This window comes from Vibrio sp. 10N.222.47.A9 (assembly GCF_963872585.1).
Taxonomy (GTDB): domain Bacteria; phylum Pseudomonadota; class Gammaproteobacteria; order Enterobacterales; family Vibrionaceae; genus Vibrio; species Vibrio splendidus.
Genome location: NZ_CAWNBB010000013.1, coordinates 98,752 through 124,077, shown reverse-complemented (window position 1 = coordinate 124,077; position 25,326 = coordinate 98,752). Strand labels below are relative to the sequence as shown.

The 25,326-nt window shown below is 45.1% G+C and carries 20 protein-coding genes and 1 pseudogene; 10 read left to right on the top strand and 11 right to left on the bottom strand.

Features of this window, described 5'->3' with window-relative positions:
- Positions 1-171: 171 nt before the first annotated feature.
- The 8 genes and pseudogenes from AACT19_RS02155 to AACT19_RS02120 all read right to left on the bottom strand — a co-directional run bounded on the left by AACT19_RS02155 (position 172) and on the right by AACT19_RS02120 (position 8,084).
- Complete coding sequence (locus tag AACT19_RS02155) at positions 172-804, bottom strand: esterase/lipase family protein (RefSeq protein WP_017097215.1); 633 nt, start codon at positions 802-804, stop codon at positions 172-174.
- Between the two features lie 115 nt (positions 805-919).
- Positions 920-1,759, bottom strand: coding sequence for a helix-turn-helix domain-containing protein (locus tag AACT19_RS02150; RefSeq protein WP_076644958.1), 840 nt, complete (start codon positions 1,757-1,759; stop codon positions 920-922).
- A 121-nt stretch (positions 1,760-1,880) separates the two neighbouring features.
- Positions 1,881-2,726, bottom strand: a pseudogene (locus tag AACT19_RS02145) (GNAT family N-acetyltransferase).
- 265 nt (positions 2,727-2,991) lie between these two features.
- On the bottom strand, positions 2,992-3,567 hold the full coding sequence (locus tag AACT19_RS02140) for a mechanosensitive ion channel family protein (RefSeq protein ID WP_017078430.1): 576 nt from the start codon (positions 3,565-3,567) through the stop codon (positions 2,992-2,994).
- Positions 3,567-4,502 (bottom strand): CorA family divalent cation transporter, encoded by a 936-nt coding sequence (locus tag AACT19_RS02135; RefSeq protein WP_017089364.1) that lies wholly within the window; start codon positions 4,500-4,502, stop codon positions 3,567-3,569. The genes AACT19_RS02140 and AACT19_RS02135 overlap by 1 nt, the downstream gene beginning before the upstream one ends.
- A gap of 328 nt (positions 4,503-4,830) precedes the next feature.
- Positions 4,831-6,453: a phosphoethanolamine transferase gene (locus AACT19_RS02130; protein WP_076644957.1), complete on the bottom strand. Its 1,623-nt coding sequence runs from the start codon at positions 6,451-6,453 to the stop codon at positions 4,831-4,833.
- A 232-nt stretch (positions 6,454-6,685) separates the two neighbouring features.
- Positions 6,686-7,255: a porin family protein gene (locus AACT19_RS02125; RefSeq protein WP_004732507.1), complete on the bottom strand. Its 570-nt coding sequence runs from the start codon at positions 7,253-7,255 to the stop codon at positions 6,686-6,688.
- Positions 7,256-7,508: 253 nt separating this feature from the next.
- Positions 7,509-8,084: a porin family protein gene (locus AACT19_RS02120; protein ID WP_370590924.1), complete on the bottom strand. Its 576-nt coding sequence runs from the start codon at positions 8,082-8,084 to the stop codon at positions 7,509-7,511.
- Between the two features lie 364 nt (positions 8,085-8,448).
- Between AACT19_RS02120 and AACT19_RS02115 the strand changes: the two genes are divergently transcribed.
- Both AACT19_RS02115 and AACT19_RS02110 read left to right on the top strand, forming a co-directional pair.
- Positions 8,449-8,988 carry a hydrolase gene (locus tag AACT19_RS02115; RefSeq protein WP_076644956.1) on the top strand — a complete coding sequence of 180 codons (540 nt, stop codon included), beginning with the start codon at positions 8,449-8,451 and terminating at the stop codon, positions 8,986-8,988.
- 53 nt (positions 8,989-9,041) lie between these two features.
- Positions 9,042-9,584 carry an AAA family ATPase gene (locus AACT19_RS02110; protein WP_076644955.1) on the top strand — a complete coding sequence of 181 codons (543 nt, stop codon included), beginning with the start codon at positions 9,042-9,044 and terminating at the stop codon, positions 9,582-9,584.
- A 124-nt stretch (positions 9,585-9,708) separates the two neighbouring features.
- On the opposite strand, the gene AACT19_RS02105 is transcribed toward AACT19_RS02110, so the two are convergent.
- Complete coding sequence (locus AACT19_RS02105; RefSeq protein WP_004732501.1) at positions 9,709-10,572, bottom strand: MurR/RpiR family transcriptional regulator; 864 nt, start codon at positions 10,570-10,572, stop codon at positions 9,709-9,711.
- Positions 10,573-10,689: 117 nt separating this feature from the next.
- Positions 10,690-11,964 carry an amino acid deaminase gene (locus AACT19_RS02100; RefSeq protein WP_076644954.1) on the bottom strand — a complete coding sequence of 425 codons (1,275 nt, stop codon included), beginning with the start codon at positions 11,962-11,964 and terminating at the stop codon, positions 10,690-10,692.
- A 176-nt stretch (positions 11,965-12,140) separates the two neighbouring features.
- Here AACT19_RS02100 and AACT19_RS02095 point away from each other — a divergent pair, with 176 nt between their 5' ends.
- The 6 genes from AACT19_RS02095 (at position 12,141) to AACT19_RS02070 (ending at position 20,158) form a co-directional block, all read left to right on the top strand.
- Entirely contained in the window at positions 12,141-13,574 is a 1,434-nt protein-coding gene (locus AACT19_RS02095) for an N-acyl-D-amino-acid deacylase family protein (RefSeq protein WP_017095817.1), read from the top strand.
- Between the two features lie 139 nt (positions 13,575-13,713).
- Entirely contained in the window at positions 13,714-14,106 is a 393-nt protein-coding gene (locus tag AACT19_RS02090) for a RidA family protein (RefSeq protein ID WP_004732497.1), read from the top strand.
- Between the two features lie 205 nt (positions 14,107-14,311).
- Entirely contained in the window at positions 14,312-15,826 is a 1,515-nt protein-coding gene (locus AACT19_RS02085) for a sodium:solute symporter family protein (RefSeq protein WP_017078439.1), read from the top strand.
- Positions 15,827-15,956: 130 nt separating this feature from the next.
- The gene (locus AACT19_RS02080) at positions 15,957-16,925 is read left to right on the top strand and encodes a sugar kinase (RefSeq protein WP_076644953.1); all 969 of its coding nucleotides are present in this window, start codon (positions 15,957-15,959) and stop codon (positions 16,923-16,925) included.
- 19 nt (positions 16,926-16,944) lie between these two features.
- Complete coding sequence (locus AACT19_RS02075; RefSeq protein ID WP_076644952.1) at positions 16,945-17,580, top strand: bifunctional 4-hydroxy-2-oxoglutarate aldolase/2-dehydro-3-deoxy-phosphogluconate aldolase; 636 nt, start codon at positions 16,945-16,947, stop codon at positions 17,578-17,580.
- A 127-nt stretch (positions 17,581-17,707) separates the two neighbouring features.
- Complete coding sequence (locus tag AACT19_RS02070) at positions 17,708-20,158, top strand: family 20 glycosylhydrolase (RefSeq protein ID WP_076644951.1); 2,451 nt, start codon at positions 17,708-17,710, stop codon at positions 20,156-20,158.
- Between the two features lie 119 nt (positions 20,159-20,277).
- Here the strand turns inward: AACT19_RS02070 and AACT19_RS02065 are convergent, their stop codons facing one another.
- The gene (locus AACT19_RS02065; protein WP_076644950.1) at positions 20,278-22,341 is read right to left on the bottom strand and encodes an ATP-binding protein; all 2,064 of its coding nucleotides are present in this window, start codon (positions 22,339-22,341) and stop codon (positions 20,278-20,280) included.
- Positions 22,342-22,569: 228 nt separating this feature from the next.
- Between AACT19_RS02065 and AACT19_RS02060 the strand changes: the two genes are divergently transcribed.
- Together AACT19_RS02060 and AACT19_RS02055 are read left to right on the top strand one after the other, a co-directional pair.
- Positions 22,570-23,910, top strand: a complete 1,341-nt coding sequence (locus tag AACT19_RS02060) for a sigma-54-dependent transcriptional regulator (RefSeq protein ID WP_017095812.1) — start codon at positions 22,570-22,572, stop codon at positions 23,908-23,910.
- A 320-nt stretch (positions 23,911-24,230) separates the two neighbouring features.
- Positions 24,231-25,244: a TAXI family TRAP transporter solute-binding subunit gene (locus tag AACT19_RS02055; protein WP_004732483.1), complete on the top strand. Its 1,014-nt coding sequence runs from the start codon at positions 24,231-24,233 to the stop codon at positions 25,242-25,244.
- The last annotated feature ends 82 nt before the right edge of the window (positions 25,245-25,326 follow it).

The window sequence follows — 25,326 nt, the reverse complement described above, 5'->3', positions numbered from 1 at the left end:
CTCACTTTAGCAATGAATCTTTGAATACCACTCTTATCGCAGAGTGGTATTTTTGTTTTTATCTATCTTTGTATCCGTCTACCAGAAGTAAGAAAACAGTAATAAGAGAACCAGAGCTAGATACACGAGCTAACGCGCACAAAAGTTAACGGAAAACAGCTAACGCAAAAGCTATGAAGCGTCCTTAAAAGCTCTGTGTTCGATGAACTGAGCCGACAGTGCCACGACTTCCTTGGAGTAGACAAGCGCCGTGTGGTTGAGTTTGAGAGCGTAAGTATCCGTTGCCCCTCTCAGGTTTGCGTCTTCGAGTGTTACCGTGCCATCCCCCGGATTTTTTCCCAGTACAATACGTCCAACTCCGGCGTCGTAAGTGCCTGTAATCACGCCAATCGGCACATCAATGTCGTAGTCACCCAGGCCATCGCTTAAGATCATTTTGCTCGAACCAAATATAAATCCAAGCCCATGATTCGAAAGCGTTTTGGCGATGGTTGCCCCATTGTGCGGTGTGCCTGCGGTAATAATGCAGGTGTCTGCAAAGTCGGGCTGGTAGAACTTAAAGTAGTGGCGAATTAGCAAGCCACCCAGTGAGTGACCAAAAAAGTAGACCTCATCGTACTCATCAAAGCGAGCATTCACGAAGCGATTGAGGCGTTTGGCTGCAGAAGGGAAACGCAGCGAGTTGTAGGCAAACTTGTGCGTTGTAAAGCCGCGTTTTTTGAAGTTTCTATCCAGATATTGCATGATCAACGCAGGCATATATAGACCATGAATTAAAACTATATGTTTGTTTTTATTATTCATTTTTGTCCTCCGTTTGATGGTGTCCCCAGTATATTTAGTCGCAAATCTAAACTCAATAAAACTTGCTACTAATGGGACACAAAAGACAGAGAGTGCTTGATGGGTAAAGGGTGGGTTAGTCCGATCTCACTCCACCATAAACATCAATAGTTAAACCGCCTTGTTTAGCGTAAGTATTGGGTGTTAGACCGATGGTTTTCTTTAGGTAACGAATCAGGTGCGGTTGGTCGCTAAACCCAAATTGAAAGGCGACGTCCATCCAGTCGATGTCATCCAAATTTCGCTTATACAAGTATTCCAGCATTGCTTCGAGCTTGTTCATCGATTGGCACTGTTTTAATGTCAGCCCTGTTACCTTGTTGAAGCTTCTCTCTAATGTTCTTTGCGAGCAAAACAGCTTGTCGCCAAGCTCTGCAATCGGCGTCGAACCAAGCACAGCCAACACCTTACGTGTGAGTTCGCTATGCCTATCCGTTTTAGCTGTCGATAACCAAGGAAGCAGCAAATCATCTAACTGCTGACAGCAGGCCTCAACATCGGTTTGAGCGAGCTTGATCAGTGACGTTGCATCGACGTTTGGCTTGTTTAGCAAACCTGCGAGATTGACTGGACTCACCCTGTCCAAGCTAGGGTGAGGGCAATCTGGGAGAGCCAATGAATACAAGGCTCCGACATGGAATTTAATGCCCAAGTGAACAAAGGGCTTCGAGTGATCCAATTCGATGGCTTTATGGTGTGGCAGCAGTAGATGGCAACCAACGTCTTGATCGATTTTTTGCTCAATAGTGTAGTGATACGCTTGCTCGCTTGGCGATAAGATCAGGTGTGCTGATGGATCGGGATTGAGTATCGGAAATTGATGAGTTTGAGCGTCGGGCGTCTTTTCAATCAGCCAGTAGCAATCAATGAACTGAGCAACTACAGGGGATTTTGGAGACTGTAACCAATTGATCATTAGACCTTCTATTTCAGATGACTGTCACCTCCAACTATATGTGGATATCGTTGGAGGTGACAGTTTTTATCAGTATCTATTGTTAGAACTTAGTCTTGATGTTTGTTAATCCGAATCAAGGCTAATCAGTTTCCTTTAATTCGCTAAAATTAAACTGCAAGATACGATGCTTTGATGATAACCCAGCGCGTGTGATGGCCTTTTGTGCGCCAATATTACTACTTTCCGTAGAGCACATAGCTTCTACCCCTTGGCTATTAGCGTGCTGCTTTAGAAAGTTAAGAACACGCGTTGCTAAGCCTTTACCGCGTTCTTGTTGTGCGACAATCATACCTAGGTCGGCAAACTGTGTTTGATGCTCATCGAACTTACGACACTCTCCGGTTGCTAGAACATGGTTATTTTCTATGTAGCCCCATAGCTCTTGGCGAGCAATTAAGTTGCTGTAGTAACCGGTGAGCCACTCTTTTGGCGCGCCAATCGCTGATGAAGCAAACTCAACGAACTGCTCCAGTTGTTCTTCTGTCGCGAGGCTCATCTCTATCTCTTCAATGCGGTCTGAATCACAATCAGATCTGGCTTGAGAGTTTTGGCGGTACATCATCGCATTCACTTTAAATGACTCTGTGTTGTCGACACACAGTGATAAATATTGTGGCTCAGCCGTACTCACGAATGCGCCTTTCACATTACCAATCACAGAGCTGTTGTTCTCTACGATTAAGGGGAACAAGTCTTCAATATGAGTACTGGCTGTTGGTGCTAGGTAGAACTGAAGTAAGTAGCCTTCGCCATTCAATACGCAATAACCGACAAGATTACCGTTTTCGTAAAAACCAAAATGGTCAGACATTGGCACAAAGCCAAAGTGTCACATGCCATCGAGTGGCGCTGTTGACTCAGCAAAGTAAGCCGTTTTAAATTCGTTTAAGTCGCTAAGTGTTGAGATTTTTTTGATGTCTAACATCGCTTGAATTCCTGCTGTCTTGATTCGGTAGAGTGCGTGGTCGTCATCTTGTTCTCAGGTACGTCAATTGACGATGAGATAATTGATTAGCTGAGCCACGTTTCAATGACAGCAATTGTAGGCGACGGCTTGAGGCCGGTATTGAATAAAAACGACAGTTTTGAAAGGTGTGTGGGTGTTAACAGAAGAGCTGATGTTAATTGAAAGAGGGCAAGATATTTTGCCCTCTGCTGAACTTATTGATTGGGACGTTGGATAGGGCGCATTACTTTCCTGAGTCTTCAGCTTTGATGAGTTTTGTATCGACAGTTTCACTCTTTAACTCAGGCTCAACTAATACCTTTATCACGCCTTTTTGTAGGATCAGGTTATTAGGGTAGGTGATGATGTTGCCCGAACTGTGTCGAAGAATAACGTGGAACATGGTGATATCGATGATCACACCGCTGATGTCTTCGTCTTTCTCCGCGACTCTTACTCTGTCGCCAATGCGATAAGGGAAGACGAAAAATATTAGTACACTGGCTGTGAGGTTACTTAGAATCGACCATTGCGCGAATAAAGCGACACCCAGCACCGCAAATATGGATGATAAAAACAGCGAAATATCACCAAAACCCAAGTTAAGAACAATCGTAAACACAGCGATGAAGAGTAGAAACAGAACGATATTGAAACACTTAATCACGAACTGCTTTCGCTTCAATTCGACGCGCTTATTTTCCGCTAATGTTTCTATCCAGTTTTTCCCCAAGCGTTTTATCACCCAATAAACAGTGATAAGAAGTAAACCTAAACCCACTTGTTTAAGCCACATATTGGATTGCAAAAACTCAACCATTAAATAAACCTCAATTTTTTCAAAATAATGACCTCTGCCGCTATGACCACGAGCAGCCCAACGCAAAATAGTGGGAATGCTATTGGGTTATCTGTTCCGGGTATTCCTGCAATATTGACACCCAGCAAACCGGTGAAAAACCCAGCAGGGAGGAAAATACCCGCAATGATAGAAAATAGGTACGTATTTCTATTCATTTTTTCAGCTTGTTGCTGACTTAGGCTCGCTAAAAATACATTAATTTGTTCGATGTAAAACTCAACAGACTCATTAATTCTCAGGATGGTATCAAGGCTGTTCTTTATATGACTGTTGTGCTTACTCAATGGTGCAGGCAGGTCACTCATTAAGTCCTCAAAAACGTATTTCTGTGGCTTCAAATAGCGCCTTAGTCTAAGTAGCCTTGAATGCAGAGCGTTAATGGATCTTATGTCGATATTGGATTTAGATTCTAACTCGTCAATCAAGAGTTCGACGGGTACTAGGAAGGTTGAAATACTGTGGTTGATTCCACGTATCATGCCCAGTAATACATCAGGTAATGATGTCGGGCCTTGGTTTTGTTTGAGATCAGATATCAGATTACTGACCGCTTTTGAAGGAACTTTGCGTGTCGATATTAAAGTGCCTTTGTACCATAAGATGCGTAGGCTAAGCATGTCGTCAGGGTTAGCACCTTCGTTTAGATTAATACCTCGCAGAATCATCAAAAAACAGTCGTGACCAAACTGTTCGAACCGAGGACGGGTGTCATCGGTGAGTAATGAATCGATGATGGCATTTGGAACCGTATTACTGTGGAGCCATTCTCTCAAACCGTCAGCATCTCTTTGACAGTGATACCAAGTTGATTGCTCGAATGAGGCTGGGCTGGTGGTGTGTTCATGTGCCACACCCTCAGAAAATTGCCAGCTTGAAATTATGAAAGCGTCCATTCATTTGTCCTTAATGATATGACGTAAACATTGATATTGTGGCGCCATTCAGGTGCCGTATTGAACTGAGCTTAATCTTGGTAAGTTCAATGATCGATGTGAGTGAGATAAAGTCTAATAAGACAGGTTGGTCTTTGGAGCACGACGTACTCTTCTATTATTGTGTCTATTAAATGTAGCTCATTGTTTCATCGTTATAAATTAGCACTCTGGCTCCATGTTAGCGACGAAAAAAAAGAAAAGACCGAGGTCTTTTCTTTTTAGGAGAAGTTGAGGAGAGCTTGTTCAGGCAACTCGAGTTTTCCGATGGTTTACATAAGCAAAAGCACTACCGACACGCAGCAAAAATATCTTGGTTCTCTCGGTATTCTTTAGTTTGTACATCCATTAGGCCGAGTAAAGAGTCGAACAGGTTGTCTTGGGAGAAGCTCTGTTCTTTGCCTGCCTTTCTCAAGCAGGTTTGGTTTATCCCTTTCTGCTCGGCGAAACCATCAGACATCCATAGGATCATAGGCACATGGGTTTGCTCTTTCGGTGCCAATGAATAAGGCATGCCGTGTAAGTAGACGCCATTTTCTCCCAATGATTCTCCGTGATCGGAAATGTACATCAGCGCGACATTGTACTTATCGGTGAGTTTCTCTAGCTTTTGAATAGCCTGTGAGAGAAAGAAATCCGTGTACAAGATGGTGTTGTCGTAGGTGTTGACTACTTGCTCTTTGGTGCAGTTTTCGATATCAGAACGTGGGCAGTCTGGCACAAACTTCTTATGATCTTCTGGGTATCGCTCAAAGTAAGTTGGGCCGTGAGATCCGGAGATATGATAGAAAATGATGCTATCTTGTTTAAGATCTTGAGTATCTTTTTCGAAGTTCTCTAGCATGGCTGTGTCATAGCACACATCTTTATTACACAGCGGGTCGCTGTCTTTGGCGACGAGAGTCATCTCTTTGATTCGATGTGCGACCGCCTTGTCTCCACCATCGTGCTCTCGCCAGATAGAGTGAATGCCCGCGCGGTTCATAATGTCGACTACGTTATCTTGGTTGTAGGCTTTGTCGCGATCGTAGTTACTTCGGTTCATGTTAGAAAACATACACGGCACAGAAACCGCAGTGGCTGTTCCGCATGACTGAACATCAGAGAAAAAGATCGGATTATAGGGTTTGGTATGAGCATTGGTTTCTTTCTCATAGCCATAATATTGGTAGTTATATACACGTGCTGTTTCACCAAGAACAAACACCAATAAGGTTGGTTTTTCAGCTTGTTTAGCTTCTGGTTTTAGCTGCGCATCTAAGCCGATTTCTTGGTAAGGAATCGGTTCTTTGATGTAAGTATTGTTGATGTATTTTGCGGTTGAAGCGACGTATTCGGTCGGAATGATCATCTTTTTAAGATGAGAGTTATTACGACCAATCGACACATAATCTTTGTAAAACAGTCCAGCAATAATCGCTATGACAATCAACGAAGAGAGCAATCCAATCGCCTTCCAAATAGCAAAATCTTTCCAAGATTCTTTTTCAAGATCCGTAAATAAAAGCAGCAGTGACGGGACTCCTCCCATCAGAACAAACCATAAAATAGAATAGCTGCTTAGGTAGCTAGCAGCCTCTCCGCTGTTGGTTTCGAAGACGTTTTCTATCATTCCATAGTCTACAAAAATGCCGTAGTTGAACATGCTGTAGCTGACTAAAGAGGAAGTAAGTAGTAACAAGATAAAAAAAGCTTTGGCGAATATCGGCCAGTTGAATACTTGAAAGATAAAGTTGAATGCGGCGAGAAAGAAAAATGGGATCGAGATGATAAACCCAATGCTTTCGGCTTGTGAGGCACTAAGAATATTGAACAGTTCGCGTGAGATAGGCAAGTTAATGACAAGCAGGTAATACACTGCCAAAACGAAAGGGAGTTTGTTTATCGACATGTTTAAGCGTGGTAGATTCATAGGTATTGTCTTCCTGTGTCACTTATCCCTTTATTTTAGTCTCGCTACCAAGAAAGCTCTAATATCAATGCATAAAGCTCAAATAGAAGGCGCTGAGCGATAAACTGGCTAAAGTGAAATGACGCTAAGGTGTGTAGATACAAAAAATTCACTTTACTGAGAGACCTTCATGACAAGGTGGAACAGCAAAGTGAATTAGTATGTTCAGCTTATTCTATGTGGTTCAATTACATTAGAAGTTGTATGAGCCACCGAAGCTAATGCTGCTGAAGGCAAGTGTTTTGTCTTCTTTCTTAAAGCCGTAGTCGTTTTCAACACTCACTGCGTCTGCTTGTGAAATTAGACGTAGTGTTAGATGCTCGATTGGTGTGTATTCAACACCAACACCAAAGTGGAAACCCGTACCGCTGTCATCAGCGTAACCAGCACTCTTATTTGCGTTTAGGTCAACAGAGCTTAAACCAGCCAATACGAATGGGCGGATTGTGTTGTCGAATGTGTAACCAAGATTTGCTGACAAAGAAACAGACGTTGGAGACAGTTTTGCAGTCCCTTTTTTGTAGTCTGCGTAATCGTTGTAGCCAAGTTCAACACCTACGATGCGGTTGAATTGGTAGCCGCCATATAGGTTGTAGCCCATACCGTCTGAATCTAAACTGCCCTGACCATCGGTATCAGAATCTTGGTATATGCCAAGACCGCCACCAATGTAAGCACCGCCGTCAGTACCTGCTGCTAAAGCTGGAAGAGAAACTGCGCTGATTAAACCCAGTGCTAATGCTGATTTTGTTATCTTGTTCATCTTTGTTACTCACTCTGTCATGTCTTCAAATGTGATTGTCGGTCACTGTCGATTTTTAATCGTTATTGGTTTTTGGTCTCTCGACCGTTGTTGACAATTATCCCTGAGTCTTTTGCTCATTACTGTATGGCTTTGTAAGTTGAATCGTTACATAGATACAAAAAATTCACTTTACTGTGCTGCCTTATCACAGGGCAGAGTAGCAAAGTGAATTGGAGCTACTTACTTACGACTTAGTCGTTTGGGGAGAATATTAGAAGTCGTATGAACCACCGAAGCTCACACTGTTGAACGCCAGCGTATGGTCATCAGTTTTGAATGAACTATTATTTCCAATGTAGTAATCATCTACACTAACCGCATCAGCTTGCGAAATTAGGCGAAGTGTTAAGTGCTCAACTGGTGTGTATTCAACACCAACACCAAAGTGGAAGCCGGTGCCGCTATCATCATTGTAGCCAGCGCCGCTATTCGCATTGAGGTCGACTGAGCTTAAACCTGCTAGTACAAATGGGCGAATGGTGTTGTCGAACGTGTAACCGACATTTGCTGATACAGAGATAGACGTTGGTGAAAGCTTGTCTGTGCTGTTCTTGTAATCTGCATAGTCGTTGTAGCCAAGTTCCACACCAACGATACGGTTGAATTGGTAACCGCCGTATAGGTTGTAGCCCATGCCGTCTGAATCCAGACTTGGTGCTCCATCCGTATCGGAACCTTGATAGGCACTAAGTCCGCCACCTACGTATGCGCCACCATCGATACCTGCTGCAAAAGTTGGAAGTGAAACTAAACCGATTAAGCCGAGTGCTAATGCTGATTTTTTCATGATAATACCTTGTTTACTCATCCTGTGATGCAAATCACGGTATCGCTGATGATTGATTTATAAAACCCTCACAAATGAAACCTATTTTTTCATTGATAACGTGATTACCTGCGCCCCTTGATTTATCAAGAGCTAACGAAATATTTGTTGGTTATATTGTTTATAAATAAAATTCATATATTGACAAATGGTTAAATTTGCTAAATAAAACGATGTTTTTTAAAGTTGAAGTGAAATTGGTTTTATCTAACTGATTGAAAAATAAAACATAATAAATATTGCATTTGTTCTATTGTAGTATTTATTTCGGTGTTTATTGAGAGCAAAGCAGTACGCTGATTCTAATCATGACAAGGAGAGTCGGATGTTAAACCGAGCACATACAGGTTTGGTGGTTGTGGACGTACAAGGCAAGCTCGCACGCCTTGTTGATGAGAGCGATACGCTGATTGCTAATTGCGGAAAGCTAGTTCGAGGAGCGCAGGTTTTGGGGCTGCCAATTATTCGTTTGGAGCAGAACCCAGAGAAGCTAGGTGCGACGGTCGACGAACTGAATGACCTATTGAGTGATGCTAAGCCGATACCAAAATTTACCTTCAACGCGTGTGATGAGCCTAAGTTTGTTGAGGCGGTGCAAGCCAAGGACGTGGATACTTGGTTAGTGTGTGGTATTGAGGCTCACATTTGTGTTTATCAAACCACAATGGGGTTGTTGGAACTTGGGTACAAGGTTCAGGTAGTTGGTGACTGTATTAGCTCACGAACGGCACTCAACAAAGATCTGGCAATCCGTCGACTAATGGATGCTGGTATCGAAATCACAGGATTGGAAATGAGCTTATACGAGCTAGTGAAAGATTGCCGCGCACCAGAATTTAAGTCCATTCTTTCCTTGATTCGTTAACTTGGGTTTCATTAGGCCCGATTCGTTATTTTCCCCCCTTTGAAGAGGTCTATTTGAACAATCTAATCGTATTTACCGGTGGGCCGGGATCTGGCAAAACCTCGGTTATCGACGCTTTTAAAAGCCAGGGCTATCGCTGCGCAGCAGAAGTCGGGCGTAAAGTGATTCAGCTGCAAGTCGAGCAGCAAGGAAGTGCCTTGCCATGGTTAGACAAAGTAGCATTTCGCGATGAAATGGTGCGAGAAGAGTTAGCCAATTATCAAGCGTTCGAATCGAGTGAACAGCCTGTTTTCTTTGATAGAAGCATCGTGGATTCATACGGTTACAGCTTGTTAGAGGCGTTGCCTATTCCTCAATCTTTGCTGAATAGCTGTAATGGACTTGAATACAACAGCAAGGTGTTTATCTTCCCGCCTTGGGATTCGATTTTCATCAATGATCAAGAACGTAAACAAGACTTCGGCGAAGCGATCGCCACCTACGAAAACATGGTGTCAGCTTATACTCAGTTTGGTTATCAGCTGGTGGAAGTACCTAAATTATCTGTTGAAGAACGAGTTGAGTTTATCTTAGCTTCAATTGACGTAGGCGAGTAATTCCCCGAAACCACAACTAAAAAAGCCCCGCAGTATCGACTCAATTGAGTGAATACAGCGGGGCTTTTTTATTCAGATTTAGTTTGTGGTGTACTAGCTGCGAGAAGCTTGGTTTCGGTAACGTTTAATCACCGAGAGGCTGTCTATCGCCACCGCCTCGGTAGGAATCGAGCGCAACCTTCAAGCGACGCAGTTTGTCGCGCGAGCGATTCTTATGATTGACAGCAATCCCCATAGAAAGCACATCCACTAACGCCAACATAGCGTAGCGAGAAGCCGATGGTTTGTAGATGAAGTCGGTTTCCATATGCTTGATGGGCAACAAGATATCCGCAATCTTTGCCAGCGGTGTGTCTTGTGGGGTAATCGCGATGATCTTAAGTCCATACTGCTTGGCCAGCTCTGCCGTTTCAGTGATCACTGGTGTAAAACCGGTCGCGGAAATCATCACCATCACGTCATTGGCATCGGCCGTGGCAGCAACCATACGTGACATTAAGCCATCGTTGTACGACACCACTGGGTAGCCTAAACGAAACAGTCGATGTTGCAGCTCTTGAGAAGCAATGGTTGAACCACCACCCATACCAATAGCAATGATCTGTCTGGCGTTATGCAGCCAGCTGACTGCGGTTTCAACGTCTTGCTCTTTGAACAGAGTGCGGTTGATGTCTAGGCTCTGCTTGATCGATTCGTAGATACCTTGATAACCCGTTTGGTCAACAGGCTCGAGGATAAAGCGCTGGCCAACGGTTAGTGTCTGAGCAAGCTTGATCTTCATATCACGCACGTTGTTACAGCCGATCGCTTTAGCAAAACGTGTGATGGTGGCTTCACTGACTTGAGCACCCTCAGCAAGTTCTGTAATGCTGGCATTGGCAGCAAAATCAATGTCGTCCATGATCAGCTTGGCGACTTTTTTCTCTGCATCACGAAGTACGGGAAAACGCTCCGTTATCTGTGAAATGATATCTACTTCTAAACTCAAGAATCCTGATCCTTTGTTGATGGGGCTATTTGCTAATACCTAGTCATTGGTCGCTAAAGCTTAGCCCCGTTAGTATATCTTATTGTTTCGCTGATTCTAGCTTATCGAGAATTCGATTTAGAAACAGGTTTCCACCCAGTTTGTTACCTGATGGTCGTCATCGCTGATGGCAATGTAGCGCCATTTGTCGAAGGTTAAACACGGATGTGAGGTGGAGAAAGCAATCATGTCGCCCACTTCAATCTCAGAAGAACCGTCAGTTTCAACAAAGGTATGCTGATCCATCACCGCAGTAGAGGTTAAGCCTTTCACTGATATAGCTTCACCATTGCGATAGCCGCGCTCGGCAATCGGTAAACCTGCATCAAAGGCCACATCACGCTTGCCTAGCCCAACCACTAACTTGGTTGGCTCAGGACGAGAGATAACATAAGCCCATACTTCAAGTGCCGATTCCAGATCTCCACCCAATTCACACGCGTAACCTTGGTTTGCTTGGGCACGCTGCAACACCTTGCTTTGTGCGTCTAGGTAAATGCCTGTGTCGTGAATGGCATAGCAGCCCGGGCGGATGATCGCCAAGTAATCGGTTAGGTTCGCCAAACATTCTGCAACCACGTCATACCAAGCAGAACCAGCGCCCGTGATGATAGGTTGCCCTGCAATTAGGCCATCTGACGCGAGGCTTTCGACCGAAGTCAGCGCCTGTTTCAAGAAGGTGCGAATGTCTTGTTCTGCGTTGTCACCGTGAATCACACCTTCATACACCTCAATACCCGCGAGCGAAAGGGCAGGTGTGTCTTGGATGAATTGAGCCAGTTCTAGAACTTCTTGTGGTGAACGACATCCACAACGACCACCCGGTACACCAAACTCGATCAGTACCTTTAGCGTTTGCTTTGTATTGGTGAAATATTGGTTAAGTTGTTGCACGTTTACCGATGAATCCACACAACAGTAAAAATCGACATCAAACTCGCGAATAAGCTGTTCAACGATCGCCATGTTGGTTTTACCCACCAATTGGTTGGCCATGATGATTCGTTTTGCACCCGCCATAGCGGCAACTTCTGCCTGTGCAGGCGTTGCTACTGTAATACCCCAAGCGCCATTTTCTAGCTGTTGGCGGAAAAAAGCAGGTGTCATGGAGGTTTTGCCATGTGGCGACAATTTAACCTGATGGTGATCGGCGAATGATTGCATCCAATTCAGGTTATTGGTTAAGGCGGATTGTTTGATAATTGCTACCGGGAGCGAAATATCTTCATCAACCAGTCGGTAAATACCGTTCTCAGATTGTGATATTGCTCTCCCTTTTTGGCCTTTCTCAGTCAAGACAAAACTATCGTTTTGATACTTTATAACATCTTTATGTGCAGGGTTATGTTTCATTGCTGATTCCTAAAATGATTTAAGTTGTTGTTATTTAATGTTTAAATATATCCACAATCTGTTTTGTGGTAGAAACTATCACACAAATTAAAATATTATGTGTGTTTTGTCACTGAAAATAATCGGCTGAATTTCTAATATAGCTCCATCAACACAGTGGATTGAGAGAGTGAAAAATGTTGTTCGATACGATAATTAAAAATGTAGAGGTGTTTGATGGCACCGGCGAACAATCGTTTTGTGCCGATGTAGCAATCCGAGATGGAAAAATAGCCGAAATTGGTCAAATCGATCACGAAGATTGTGGCCAGTTGGTTGAGGGAGCAGGCTTAGCATTGGCTCCTGGATTTATCGATGTACATACACATGACGATACCAACGTAATTCGTTACCCAGACTGCCTGCCTAAGATTAGTCAAGGTGTCACAACCGTGATTGTTGGTAACTGTGGTATCAGCGCATCACCAACCGTTTTGGCTGGCGATCCACCTGACCCAATGAATCTTTTAGGCGCACAAGCTGACTTTAAATACCCAACTTTCGCCGCGTATGCACAAGCGGTAGAGCAAGCTCAACCCGCAGTAAACGTAGCAGCATTAGTCGGCCATACGACATTGCGTAACCAAGTGATGGACGACCTGCAGCGCACTGCAAGCGAAGACGAAATCGCAGCGATGCAAACCAACCTTGATTTAGCGATGGCGCAAGGCGCATTAGGTTTGAGCTCGGGTTTGGCTTACGCAAGCGCGAAACAAGCGAATGCCAACGAAGTGATGCAGTTAGCGAAAGTGCTTTCTGGTCACGGCGGCATCTATACCACGCATATGCGTACCGAATTTGAAGAGATCTTAAGCGCGATGGAAGAGGCGTTTGAGACAGGACAATACGCGAAAGTGCCGGTTGTTATCTCCCACCTAAAATGTGCAGGTGCGGGCAATTGGGGTAGAACCGTTGAAGTACTCGACTTAATGGACAAGGTTTCTGAGCACCAAGATGTGTCTTGCGACTGTTACCCATACTCAGCGAGTTCTTCGACATTAGATTTGAAACAAGTGACCGACGATTTTGACATCTTCATCACTTGGTCTGAAGCAAAACCAGAACATGCAGGCAAAACGCTTAAGCAGATTGCTGATGAAATGAATCTCTCCCTGATGGACGCAGCAAAAGCGCTTCAACCAGCGGGCGCGGTTTATCACTGCATGGATGAGAACGACGTAAAGCGCGTATTGAAATACAAACTGACCATGGTCGGTTCAGACGGTTTACCAAATGACCCGCATCCACACCCAAGATTGTGGGGCACCTTCCCGAAAGTGCTAGGTCACTATTGCCGAGACGAAAAACTGTTCTCGTTGCCAGAAGCGATTCACAAGATGACCGGAATGTCGGCGCAGCGTTACAACTTAGCGGGCCGAGGCGAAGTTCGCTGTGGTGCCTTTGCTGATTTAGTTTTATTTGATCCAAAGAATATTAAAGACACAGCAACATTTGAAAATCCTATTTCAGTTGCTGAAGGAATAGAAAGTGTATTTGTAAATGGTGAGTTAACTTACCAGCAAGGAAAAGTAAGAAATAATCGTTCAGGCGTTTTTATTTACCGAAACTAGAGTTTAAATTATTTATTAAATTCAGGTTATTATAAAAACGGCGAATTAATTTAAATATATTGGAATAGAAACTGTTTCATCTATAAAGCCAATGTTATCTATAAACCCAATAGTATCTATAAATAAGTGGAGTTAAAAAATGACTATTAAACGTTACGGTGTTGAAGGCGGTACAGGTACAGGCGGACAACATTTACCATTTGCACGTGCAACTGAAGCAGGTGGTTTCCTATACGTTTCTGGCCAGACACCGATGACAGATGGTGAAGTGGTTGAGGGTGGCATTGTTGACCAGTCTCGCCTAGCGATCCAAAACTGTGTCGATATCATGACTGAAGCGGGCTACGGCCTAGAAGACGTAATGCACGTAAAGGTTGTGCTAACGGATTCTCGTTACTTCCAATCTTTTAATAAGGTATTCAAAGAGTTCTTCGGTGCTAACCCACCGGCCCGTATCTGCATGGTTTGCGACTTAGTTGTAGACGTGAAGGTTGAAGTAGATGTGACTTGCTACCGCGCCGATCGCGGATAGTAATAACCTAATCACAATTACCTACTTAGAGAGTATTAGGGGGTAGTCATCCCTGTTATTATCCTTTAATACTCTCACCCTACATTTATAAAAATTACTTTAATTAAAAAAGATAGAATCAATAAAGTAATTATATGAAATATAAAATGAATGAATCATAAATAAAGTTCAGGAATGAACTCAATATTTCACTGAGAGGTGTCAAATGAACAGCACACTTTTTCTTACAGGCTTCGGCGTGTACGTATTATTTTTAATTTGGTTAGGCTGGTTTGTCTCGCGTAATCAAAAATCTGGCGAAGATTTCTTATTAGGTGGCCGTGGCCTACCTATGTTCTTAGTACTTGGCACAACAGTAGCGACGATGGTCGGTACGGGTTCAAGTATGGGTGCGGTTGGCTTCGGCTACGCAAATGGCTGGGCAGGTGCTCTGTACGGCATTGGTGGTGCGATAGGCATCCTATTACTTGCACTTTGGTTTGCTCCGGTTCGTAAATTGAATTTCATGACCATGAGTGAAGAACTGGCTTACTATGTTGGCGCTAACCGCATCGTGAAAAACGTTGTAGGTGTACTGATCTTTGTCGCTTCAATTGGTTGGTTAGGCGCCCACATTCTAGGTGGCGGCATGTACTTAGCGTGGATTGCAGACATCGATCTCAACCTAGCGAAAATCATTATTGCAGCGGCATTCACTATTTACGTGGTGATCGGTGGTTACACCGCGGTTGTCTGGACCGATACCATTCAAGCTATCATTCTTTTTGCTGGCTTCATCTTGATGGCGGTAATGTCAGTTGATTACATCGGCGGCATGGATAACCTTTACGCTGCAATGGACCCTGCTGCTACAAGCTTTTTAGCAATCGATAAACTGGGTCTTCTGCCTGCTGTTTCTCTGGCTGTGGTTATTGGTGTAGGTGTACTGGCGACGCCTTCATTCCGTCAGCGTATCTACTCAGGTAAAGATGTATCAACGGTTCGTCGCTCATTTGTTGCATCGGGTGTGTTGTACCTTTTCTTCTCAATCATCCCTGCAATCATCGGTATGGCAGCACATGCCATTGACCCAACATTGGATAACGCGAACTACTCGTTCCCTTACGTAGCTGCAACGGTCCTTCCGGTTGGCGTTGGCATGATTGTTCTTATCGCGGGTCTTTCTGCAACGATGTCGAGCGCAAGCTCAGATGCGATAGCCGGTGTTTCTATCCTACTTCGTGATGTTTACGTGATGTTCACGGGCCGCGTACCAAACAAAGAGTCAATGGTGAACTATTCTCGCTTGGCACTGATTGTGGTGATTGGTTTTGCACTGTTGTTCGCACTAACGTCAAACGACATCATTGGCTACATCACGAAAATGATTTCAACCGTAATGTCGGGCATGTTTGTGTGCGGTATGTTGGGTCGATTCTGGAAACGTTATAACTGGCAGGGTGCGCTTGCTACTCTAGCGGGTGCATCTGTGGCTTCATTTGTTGTAATGCTAAACGCAGACTACACGGCTTTCTGGGGTAACCCTGTGATTCCTTCTTGTCTAGTGGCCCTAACGGCTGGTGTGGTTGTGAGCCTATGTACTCCGGCTAACCAAGTGACACCTGAAATGGCGAAAGCAATTCTTGATGACGAGCGCGCTCTGATGGAGATGGAATTGTCAGACTCAGGTGTGCTTGAAGAAGAAGCGTCTTCTCAACGTCCTGCTAATCAAACAAGCTAATCTAAAACGCTCCACAGCTAGTTAGTACAACAAATTCAGTACAACAAGTTGTGGAGTGGTTTAGCTAGCTCAGGCTCTGCTTGTCGGTAGAGCCTTCTTCCCCATTTATCTCTCTATTTTAGGATCTGCTATGCCTGCATCTTCTAACTTCAATATTGCTTTTTTTGGCGAGTGCATGGTCGAAATTAGCGGCTCTCCATTAACCAAAAAATTCGGCGGTGACACGCTCAATACCGCGCTTTACCTTTCTCGCTTAACCCAACATCAAAACCTCTCTGTTCATTACGCGACTGGACTTGGTTGCGATGAACTGTCTCAAAATATGATTGATAGCTGGCAGTTAGAAGGTATTCAAACCAATTTCGTCGAACGCATCGCCAGCAAGCTTCCTGGACTCTACATGGTCGAAACCGATGAAACGGGTGAGCGACATTTTCACTACTGGCGCAACGATGCGGCAGTAAAATCTTACTTTCAAATCGATAACTTAAACAAGCAAGCTGACAACCTGAATAAGCTTGAAATCGCCCTGACAGAGAAGCAAGTCGATGCGGTTTACATCAGCGGTATCAGTATCGCGATTTTGGATGATGCCTCTCGCGAGCATCTATTCAAAGCCATTAGCGTGTTCTCAAACCAAGGCGGCAAGGTGATTTTTGATAACAACTATCGCCCGCAACTTTGGAGCACCAAGCAAGCTCAACATTGGTACGCCAAGTTACTGCCGCTGGTGGACATCGCCTTGATTACCGAAGACGACGATTTGCTTGTATGGAGTAACTCAGAGAACGTTCAACAACGCTGCCTTCGTTTGGGTTGCCAAGAGATCGTCATCAAGCGTGGCTGTGAGCCATGCAAGATTGTTCAAGTTGAACAGGGCAACATTGTTGAGAATTATGTATCAGCGACGCGTGTTTCTAACGTGGTCGACACCTGCGCGGCGGGCGATTCATTCGCCGCGGGTTATTTAGCTGCGCGTCTTACTGGCGAGAGCGCCACCGACGCAGCCGAACTTGGCCACCAACTGGCTTCAATCGTTATTCAATACTCTGGCGCAATCATCCCTGTGAGCGCTATGAGCCAACTGACTAAAAAATAAAATAAAAAGCGGAATTATTATGTCTCAAGAAATGATCAACAAACTTAAGCAATTCAAAGTTATTCCTGTTATCCAAATCAACAAGGTTGAACACGCGATTCCACTGGCAAAAGTGTTGGTAGAAAACGGCCTGCCAGTGGCTGAAGTGACATTCCGCACTGAAGCGGCAGCAGACGCGATTCGTGCGATGCGCGATGCGTACCCAGAGATGTGTATCGGTGCCGGCACAGTATTAACGTCAGCGCAGATTGACCTAGCGAAAGAGTCGGGCAGCGAATTCATCGTGGCTCCGGGCCTAAACCCAAACACCGTAAAACGTTGCCAAGAAATCGGCATGCCAATCGTTCCGGGCGTAAACAACCCAAGCCAAGTCGAGCAAGCGCTAGAGCTTGGCCTTAACTTCTTGAAGTTCTTCCCTGCAGAAGCGTCTGGTGGCATCAACATGGTGAAGTCTCTGCTAGCGCCATACGTTGATGTGTCTTTAATGCCAACGGGCGGTATCGGTAAACACAACGTCAATGACTACCTAGCAGTGGATCGCGTTGTATGTTGCGGTGGTACTTGGATGGTGTCGCCAAAAATGATCGAGAACGAGCAATGGGATGAGATTGCAGTATTGGTTCGTGAAGCGGTCGCTCTTGTTAACGAGCAATAAGCTTTTGAACTAGCGATAACAACCTTTCGAATGAGAGATAACGAGCAATAGCAGTGGCTGATGGTTCTGTTTTGTGAATCGCCTCCGATAAACAAAACAGAACCATATTTATATAGGAAATCTAATAATGAAAAAAACTATATTATCCCTATTGATTTCAGGTTCAGTAGTGTCCCCAATGGCGTTAGCAATGGCTCCAAATACCGATCTAAATTTAATGCCGTACCCACAAACGGTCGAGCTGCAAGCTGGGCAAGTTAAGGTCGACGGTAACTTCAAGGTTTACATCAAAGGCTTTAATTCTGATCGCGTTGAATACACGGCGAAACGCTTTATTGATCGCCTTGAGCGCCAGACGGGTGTGCCGATTCTAAATTGGCAGGTTGATAGCGAAGACCAAGCGAACCTGATCATAGATATCGACGCAGCACCAAAGTCTGAAATACAAAATATCGACTCTGTAGAGTCCTACAAAATTACCACTCAGGGTGAACAAATCACGCTGAGCTCTGCAAGCCCATACGGCACGATTCACGGCATCGAAACCCTTTTACAGCTCGTTGAAACGACAGCGACTGGCTACCATATTCCTGCTGTAACCATTGTCGATGAGCCTCGTTTCCGCTGGCGTGGTGTTTCTTACGATACTTCACGTCACTTCATTGAATTCGATGTGCTGATTCGTCAGTTAGATGCGATGGCGTCGGCGAAGATGAACGTATTCCATTGGCACTTCTGGGACGATCAAGGCATTCGCATTCAAACCGAATCATGGCCGCGTCTGTGGTCTGAAACCGCTGATGGTAATTACTACACCAAAGACCAAGTTCGTTACTTAGTGGAATACGCCCGTAACCTCGGTATTCGTGTTATTCCAGAGGTGTCTCTTCCGGGGCACTCTTCTGCGGTTGCTCACGCTTACCCGCGTTTGATGTCGGGCGGTGAAGGGCAAAACTACGAGCAAGAAAGAGGCTGGGGCGTGTTTGAACCTCTCATGGATCCACTGAACCCAGAAGTCTATGAGATGCTAGGTGATGTGTTTGATGAAGTGACTGAGCTGTTCCCTGATGAGTACTTCCACATTGGTGGCGATGAGCCGAATTATGCACAGTGGAAAAACAGCGAAAAGCACCAACAGTTCATTGAAGAGAACAATATCGATGGCGAGCGTGGTCTGCAGTCTTACCTCAATGTAAAAGTTGAGAAGATGCTCGAAGAGCGCGGCAAGAAGATGACCGGTTGGGATGAGATTTGGCATAAAGACCTGCCGATTTCGATCGTGATTCAAAGCTGGCAAGGGCACGACAGCATTGGTCGTGCGGCGAAAGAGGGCTACCCAGGTATTCTTTCTACGGGTTATTACCTAGATCAACCTCAGCCGACTAGCTACCACTATCGCAATGACCCAATGCCAACTGGCATCACTGTTGACGATAAGCTGCACAGTGGCGAAAAGTTCGTGACGTATCAATGGCAGAAGCCACGTTCAAAAGGCGGCCCACGTAAGGGAACACTGACTATCATTGAAGCGAAAGACGGCACTTTCCGCGCATTCAGTGATTACAACGGCAAGTCTCGCGAAGAGATCTTCATCCTTGATTATGTGCCCGGTAAAACCTTTGTTGGCCACTTCGATAACTTCATGTCGTACACCGAGTTCAACCTAAATCTGAATCCAAAGGGTTTTGCAGAAGGCAGTTACCAACTGGTGGGTAACGTGCGTTGGCCAACCACAGGTGAAGTGATTGCGAGCAGTGATGTTGAAGGCAGTGTGATCCCTGAGCCAAACGGTGGTTACCCTGCGGAGCTCACCGACAAAGAAAAAGAGCTGATTTTAGGCGGTGAGATCACCATGTGGCTAGAAAACAAAGACAGCCACACGGTCGAAAACTACCTATGGCCACGTAGCTATGCGATTGCAGAGCGCTTCTGGTCTGATGCAGAACTGACGGACGAGCGCAGCATGTACAAGCGTATGAAAGCGATGGATACATGGTCTGAAGTGTCGGTTGGCCTGCGTCATCACGCGGATGCTGACATGTTGTTGAAGCGTATTGCAAAAGGCCAAGATATCCACGACCTACGCGTGCTTGCCAAGTACACCGAGCCAGCACAGTACTATGCGCGCAACTGGGAAAAGTGGAACTCCACTGAACCTAAGGGCACTTTATACAGCCAATACGAGCGTCTAAACCGCTTCGTTGATGCACTGCCAGTGGAAAGCTACGCTGTGTATGAGATGCAAGATTTGGTCAACGACGTTGCGACAGGTAATCAACAAGCGCTTGAGCAACTTGCAGAGCATTATCAGCAAGCGAAAGCGTCTGCACTCGCAGCTAAAACTGTCTTCGCTGGCAATGTGTCCTCAGTAGAAACTGTGATTGTCGCCGAGAAAACCGCGGAAGTCGCAGACTTGGCGTTAACCTTGATTGCTAAAGCACAAGCGGGTGAAAAAGTTCGAGCATCAGATGCGAAAGCCTACCAAGCGATACTGTCTGAATCAGCGAAAATCTACGATGAATCGATCATCGCGATTGTTCGCCCGACAGAGCTCTTGTTGAAGCAGTTAGCTGAGTAAGCCGTTACGGATTAGCGAATAAGCCACACGCCAATCAGTGAATCAAAACCGCCCTTTGTGGGCGGTTTTTTAGTTTTAGCTTCTCAATAGAGTGTGAATTCTAAGCTTTACGTAAGTGATTACTTACTATCACTATTCTGTAGGGTTAACGTGAATGTCATGCCTTGATCTGGGTTGTTCTTGGCTATCAAGGTACCTTGCATATCTCGCACGTTGTTTGCTGTGATTGCCAAGCCGAGACCCAAACCTTCGCCCATCTTTTTGTTGGTATGGAAGGGTTCGAAAATGGTTTCGAGTTGGTCTTCTGACACGCCACAGCCATTATCTTGCACCTTGATGATCACACGTTGTTGATCGGTGTGTGCGCTGATAATGATGGTCGCGGGTGTTTGATTCTGCGTCGCATCCACAGCGTTTCTAAGTAAGTTGCCAAGCACTTGGCGAAGTCGTGCCTCTTCTCCCATCACCATCGAAATATTAGAGGCGACACGCACGCGAATATCGACGTTGTCTAATTCGGCTTGGTGAATTCGTAGGGTTTCTTGCAGTGCCTCGGTGAGAGAAACTGGATAGGGCTTCTCAAGTCTTTTAAAGGCGAAGGACTTCAATTGACTGGTCATGTTGGCCATTCTGTCGATGAGGCTCATGACTAAGTCCATGTTCGCTTTCAACATCTTGGTCTCACCTCTTTCCATCAGCAACTGATTACTTGAAAGTAAGGTTTTTAGACCAGTAAGCGGTTGATTCAGCTCATGAGTAATCGCACTCGACATACGCCCTAATGCGGCAAGTTTGCTTGATTCCACCAGTTCTTGCTGCGCATCTTTGAGATCTTGGGTTCGCTCTTCTACTCGCAGTTGAAGCGTCTTATTGGCGTTTTGAACCGCAATTTCTGCTTTCTTACGCTTACTGATGTCGATCACCGTACACAGGTAATAAGGCGTTGAGTGCCAAGGGAACGAGCTAATAGAGAACAAAACAGGGAAGTAACTGCCATCACTGCGCCTTGCCATGGTTTCGACGCTGGTGATCTCGGCCAGTTCTTGGTGTTGTTCCAAGTTTTTGAGTAACTGCAACGTGGTCGAATTCGGATTACCTGCCTCAAACAGCTGCCACGCCTTGATGTTGCTAATCATCGAATCAGAAAGGCAAAAGTAGTTCTTCGCCATCAGGTTAATATCGTGAATATGACCATGTTTATCGATCAGCACCAATCCGACGTGGGTTTTATTGATCATTCCAGATAGTCGTTTTTCCGACTCTTCGATGAGCTTTTGGATTCGCAGATTACTGAGCTTTTTCTGACGTCTTTGATAAAGAATAACCAGTAACAGCAGAATGAAAAGACAGCCAACCGCCACACTCCAACTGATCCAGTTCGTGGTCTGGTTGAGGCTGGTTAATGGCGTTAGGTAGGTTAAACGCCAATTGAGGTCATCTAACTTGATGGATTGGATAAGGTAGTCTTTATCTTGCAGTCGCCACACGCGAATATGGGTTTGGTCATACAGCTCACGTTTTGTCGCTGTGGGCTGAGAGTTGAAGGTGTCATTGAACCAGTCGGCACTCAGCCTGTTGTCACTGGAGAGAAAGAACTGATCACGAGGGTTCTGGAACAGTATCGCTTCACCATCGGCAAACCATTGATCGGTTAACAATGACAAATCGATTTGCACCGCGACAATACCGACTACATCGGAGGCTCGATAAACCGGCGCCGCAATAAAGTAATCAGGTGTCACGCCTTTGTTTTTTGTCACCACCGAAATCGCACCACCTTGTTGGTGGATCTTAGACACAATCGTGCTGGCGTTCTTTTTACTCAGTTTGCTTCTTTCAACACTCGATACCAACAAATCACCTTCGCCGGAAAGCAGATACCAGCCCTTGGTGTTAGCGGCTTTGTCCAATTGAATCAGCTGCTTCTTAATTCGCTTTTCGAGGCGGGCTTCACCATCAATGAAACGCACACTGGTTTCATCGTTCGTCACTAGGTAGGGCAGATAATAGAAGCGTTTCAGGGTACGTCTGGCCTCGGCAATGTATCCGAGGAAGCGCTGTTCTGCATAGCGTTGGGCTTGTTCGAGCTTCCATTGGCTTATGCCACTTTTAGTGGTTACCTGAACCAAACCAATTAATAAACAGGCACATAGGAATAACCAATATCGATTGTTATTCATCATTGCTGATCAAATCCTTTTAAAACTAGTGGCTTGCCCCTTTGAACTGGTGGTTTGACAAGGTTTCTGTTTGCTTTTTAAGCCAATGGAGAGTGAGACAAGTTGAAGCTAACAAACATTATAAAACTGTTAAAGGAGTGTTATTCAAAGTGGGAGCTAGCTCCTTTTCGTCTGCGGATTTTTTACATACCGTGGGCGATATTATTCTGATGTAAGTGGCGGAACCAAACTATGCAGCGTATAGCTTTGATTGAAGATGATGCAATTGTGCGTCAAGCAACCAGCCAGTGGTTACAATTAGCGGGCTTCGATGTAACCGCATTTGAGGTTGGGCAAGATGCGTTAAACGCGGTAGAGCAGGGTGACTTCCAAACCATCATTAGTGATGTGCGTTTACCAGATATTGATGGTGTGGAACTGCTAGGACGCTTTAAACATCTTGTGCCAGACGTGCCTGTCATCTTGATCACGGGTCATGGTGATGTCGATATGGCGGTGAAAGCATTACAGCAAGGCGCGTATGATTTCATTGAGAAGCCATTCGACCCAGAACGTTTGTCTCAAACGGTATCGGAAGCGGTCGACAAACATCAAAGTGGCCAAGACAGAAACAGTCGTCAGAACTATCTGGATAACCTGAAAGGCATTGAGCAGGTGCTGATTGGGCGCAGTAAAGTGATGTGTGAATTGCGAGAGCAAATACAAAAAGTCGCCTCGATTGATACTAATGTGATCATTTATGGTGAAACCGGCTGCGGTAAAGAGCTAGTCGCTTCTTGTTTGCACGAGTTTAGCCTGCGTAAAACCCATCCGTTTGTACCGCTAAACTGTGGCGCGATTCCAGAAAATCTCTTTGAAAGCGAACTGTTTGGACACGAAGCAGGTGCGTTTACTGGTGCCGCCAAGCGACGTATTGGTAAGCTTGAATTTGCCGACAAAGGCACGGTGTTTCTCGATGAAATAGAGAGCATGCCACTGTCGATGCAGGTCAAAGTGCTGCGTACCTTGCAAGATAATGTCGTCGAACGCGTAGGGGGTAATCAGCAACAACATGTTGATCTACGAGTGGTCTCTGCCTCGAAAAGCGATCTACTGAATCACCCCGATTTTCGCCAAGACCTTTTCTATCGCTTGAACGTTGCCCAACTGCATTTACCTCCCCTTAATGAACGAGAAGACGATGCTTTGATCCTTTTTGAACACTTCACTCAAGAAGCGAACAATGAAACCCGAGTTGCCAGTGAGGCCGATCGTTATGCGTTGTTGTCGTATGCATGGCCGGGCAATGTGCGTGAACTGCGCAATGTCGCGATTCGTTTTGCACTGGATGAAAGCCTGACAGTTGGCGATATCTTGGCGTGTCGCCCCAATTCTGTCACAGAGTCTACAACGGCAGGCATCCCGTTGGCGGTTCAAGTGCAGAGCTTTGAACGGAAAGTGATTCATGATGCGCTAGTGCGTTATCAAGGGCGCATCAATGATGTGATGCAAGATTTGGATTTACCCCGTCGAACATTGAACCAAAAGATGGTGCGTTATGCGTTGAACCGAAGCGATTATGTCGATTCGTAATTGATGATGAGATTATAAGTGTTGTCTGAATCAATGAGCAAAAAATTGCTCATCAGATATTTATCATTTTATAAACATTGATCACGTAAATGTAACACAGTGTGACTTGGCTACCTTTATAGGGATGTTAATTGCGGCTTCGGATAAGCAAAAAATAGCTCATTCATTCGTAGGTAAATAAGCAAGAAATGGCTTGTTTTAGGTAGTGTTTCAAATGAATTTCAATAAAAACAGAAACTTAAAAGTTGGCATTGTGTTTGCTATCTAGCCATTGTTATTAACAAAAATATAACGTGAATAATCCTACATGGAGAGTAACAATGAAATATAACAAGCTAGTTAAAACTTTAGCAATCGCAATGGCCTCTATGGGCCTTATCAGCAACGCCTCAGCTCAAGAAGACCGCAGCTACATTTTAGCGACGGCCTCAACGGGGGGGACTTACTATCCGGTAGGTGTTGCTCTAGCGACATTGAGTAAAGTTAAGCTTGCGCCTAAGCAGCACTTTTCTTTGGCGGCTATTAGTTCTGCGGGCTCGGGTGAGAACGTAAAGTTGTTGAACGAGAACGAAGCACAGTTTGCCATTCTGCAAGGTTTGTATGGTGCGTGGGCGTGGCAAGGGCTTGGTCCATATGAGAAATCAGGTCAACAAACACAGCTTCGCTCTGTGTCTATGTTATGGCAAAACGTAGAACACTTCATTGTGCGCTCTGATTTAGCAAAAACAGGCACCGTGAGCGATTTGGAAAATCTAAACGGTAAGAAATTCTCTATCGGTAAGAAAAACTCAGGTACTGAAAACTCAGGACGCCAGATCATGCAAGGCTTGTCGGTAGATCCAGAACAATTTAAACTCGCCTTTATGGGTTACGGCGGCAGTGCCAGTGCACTACAGAATGGCACCATTGATGGCATGAACACACCTGCTGGCGTGCCGGTTGGCGCAGTAACTCAAGCGTTTGCTGCCTTGGGGGAAGACATTCAAATCCTGTCATTTACCGATGCGCAGATCAAACAAGCGAACGGCGATTACAATATCTGGACCAAGTATGAGATCCCAGCAAACACCTACCCAGGTGTTGATAAGCCGATCACCACTATCGCCCAACCTAACTTTCTAGCGGTTCGTGAAGACATCTCTGAAGAAGATGTGTACCAACTAACCAAAGCTATCTATGAAAACCTACCTTTCCTACAAGGTATCCATAAAGCAACCAAAGCAATGGCACTCGAGAAAGGGATCGCAGGTCTGCCTGTTCCTCTTCACCCAGGCGCTGCTCGTTATTATCGAGAGATGGGCATCGAGATCCCTTCTGAGTTGATCGTTAACTAGCTTATCTGTTGTCAGGTAACTATTGGTTTATGAGCTGTTGGCTTGTGAACTAAATACTGGCCTGTGAACTAACGGTTTGTTA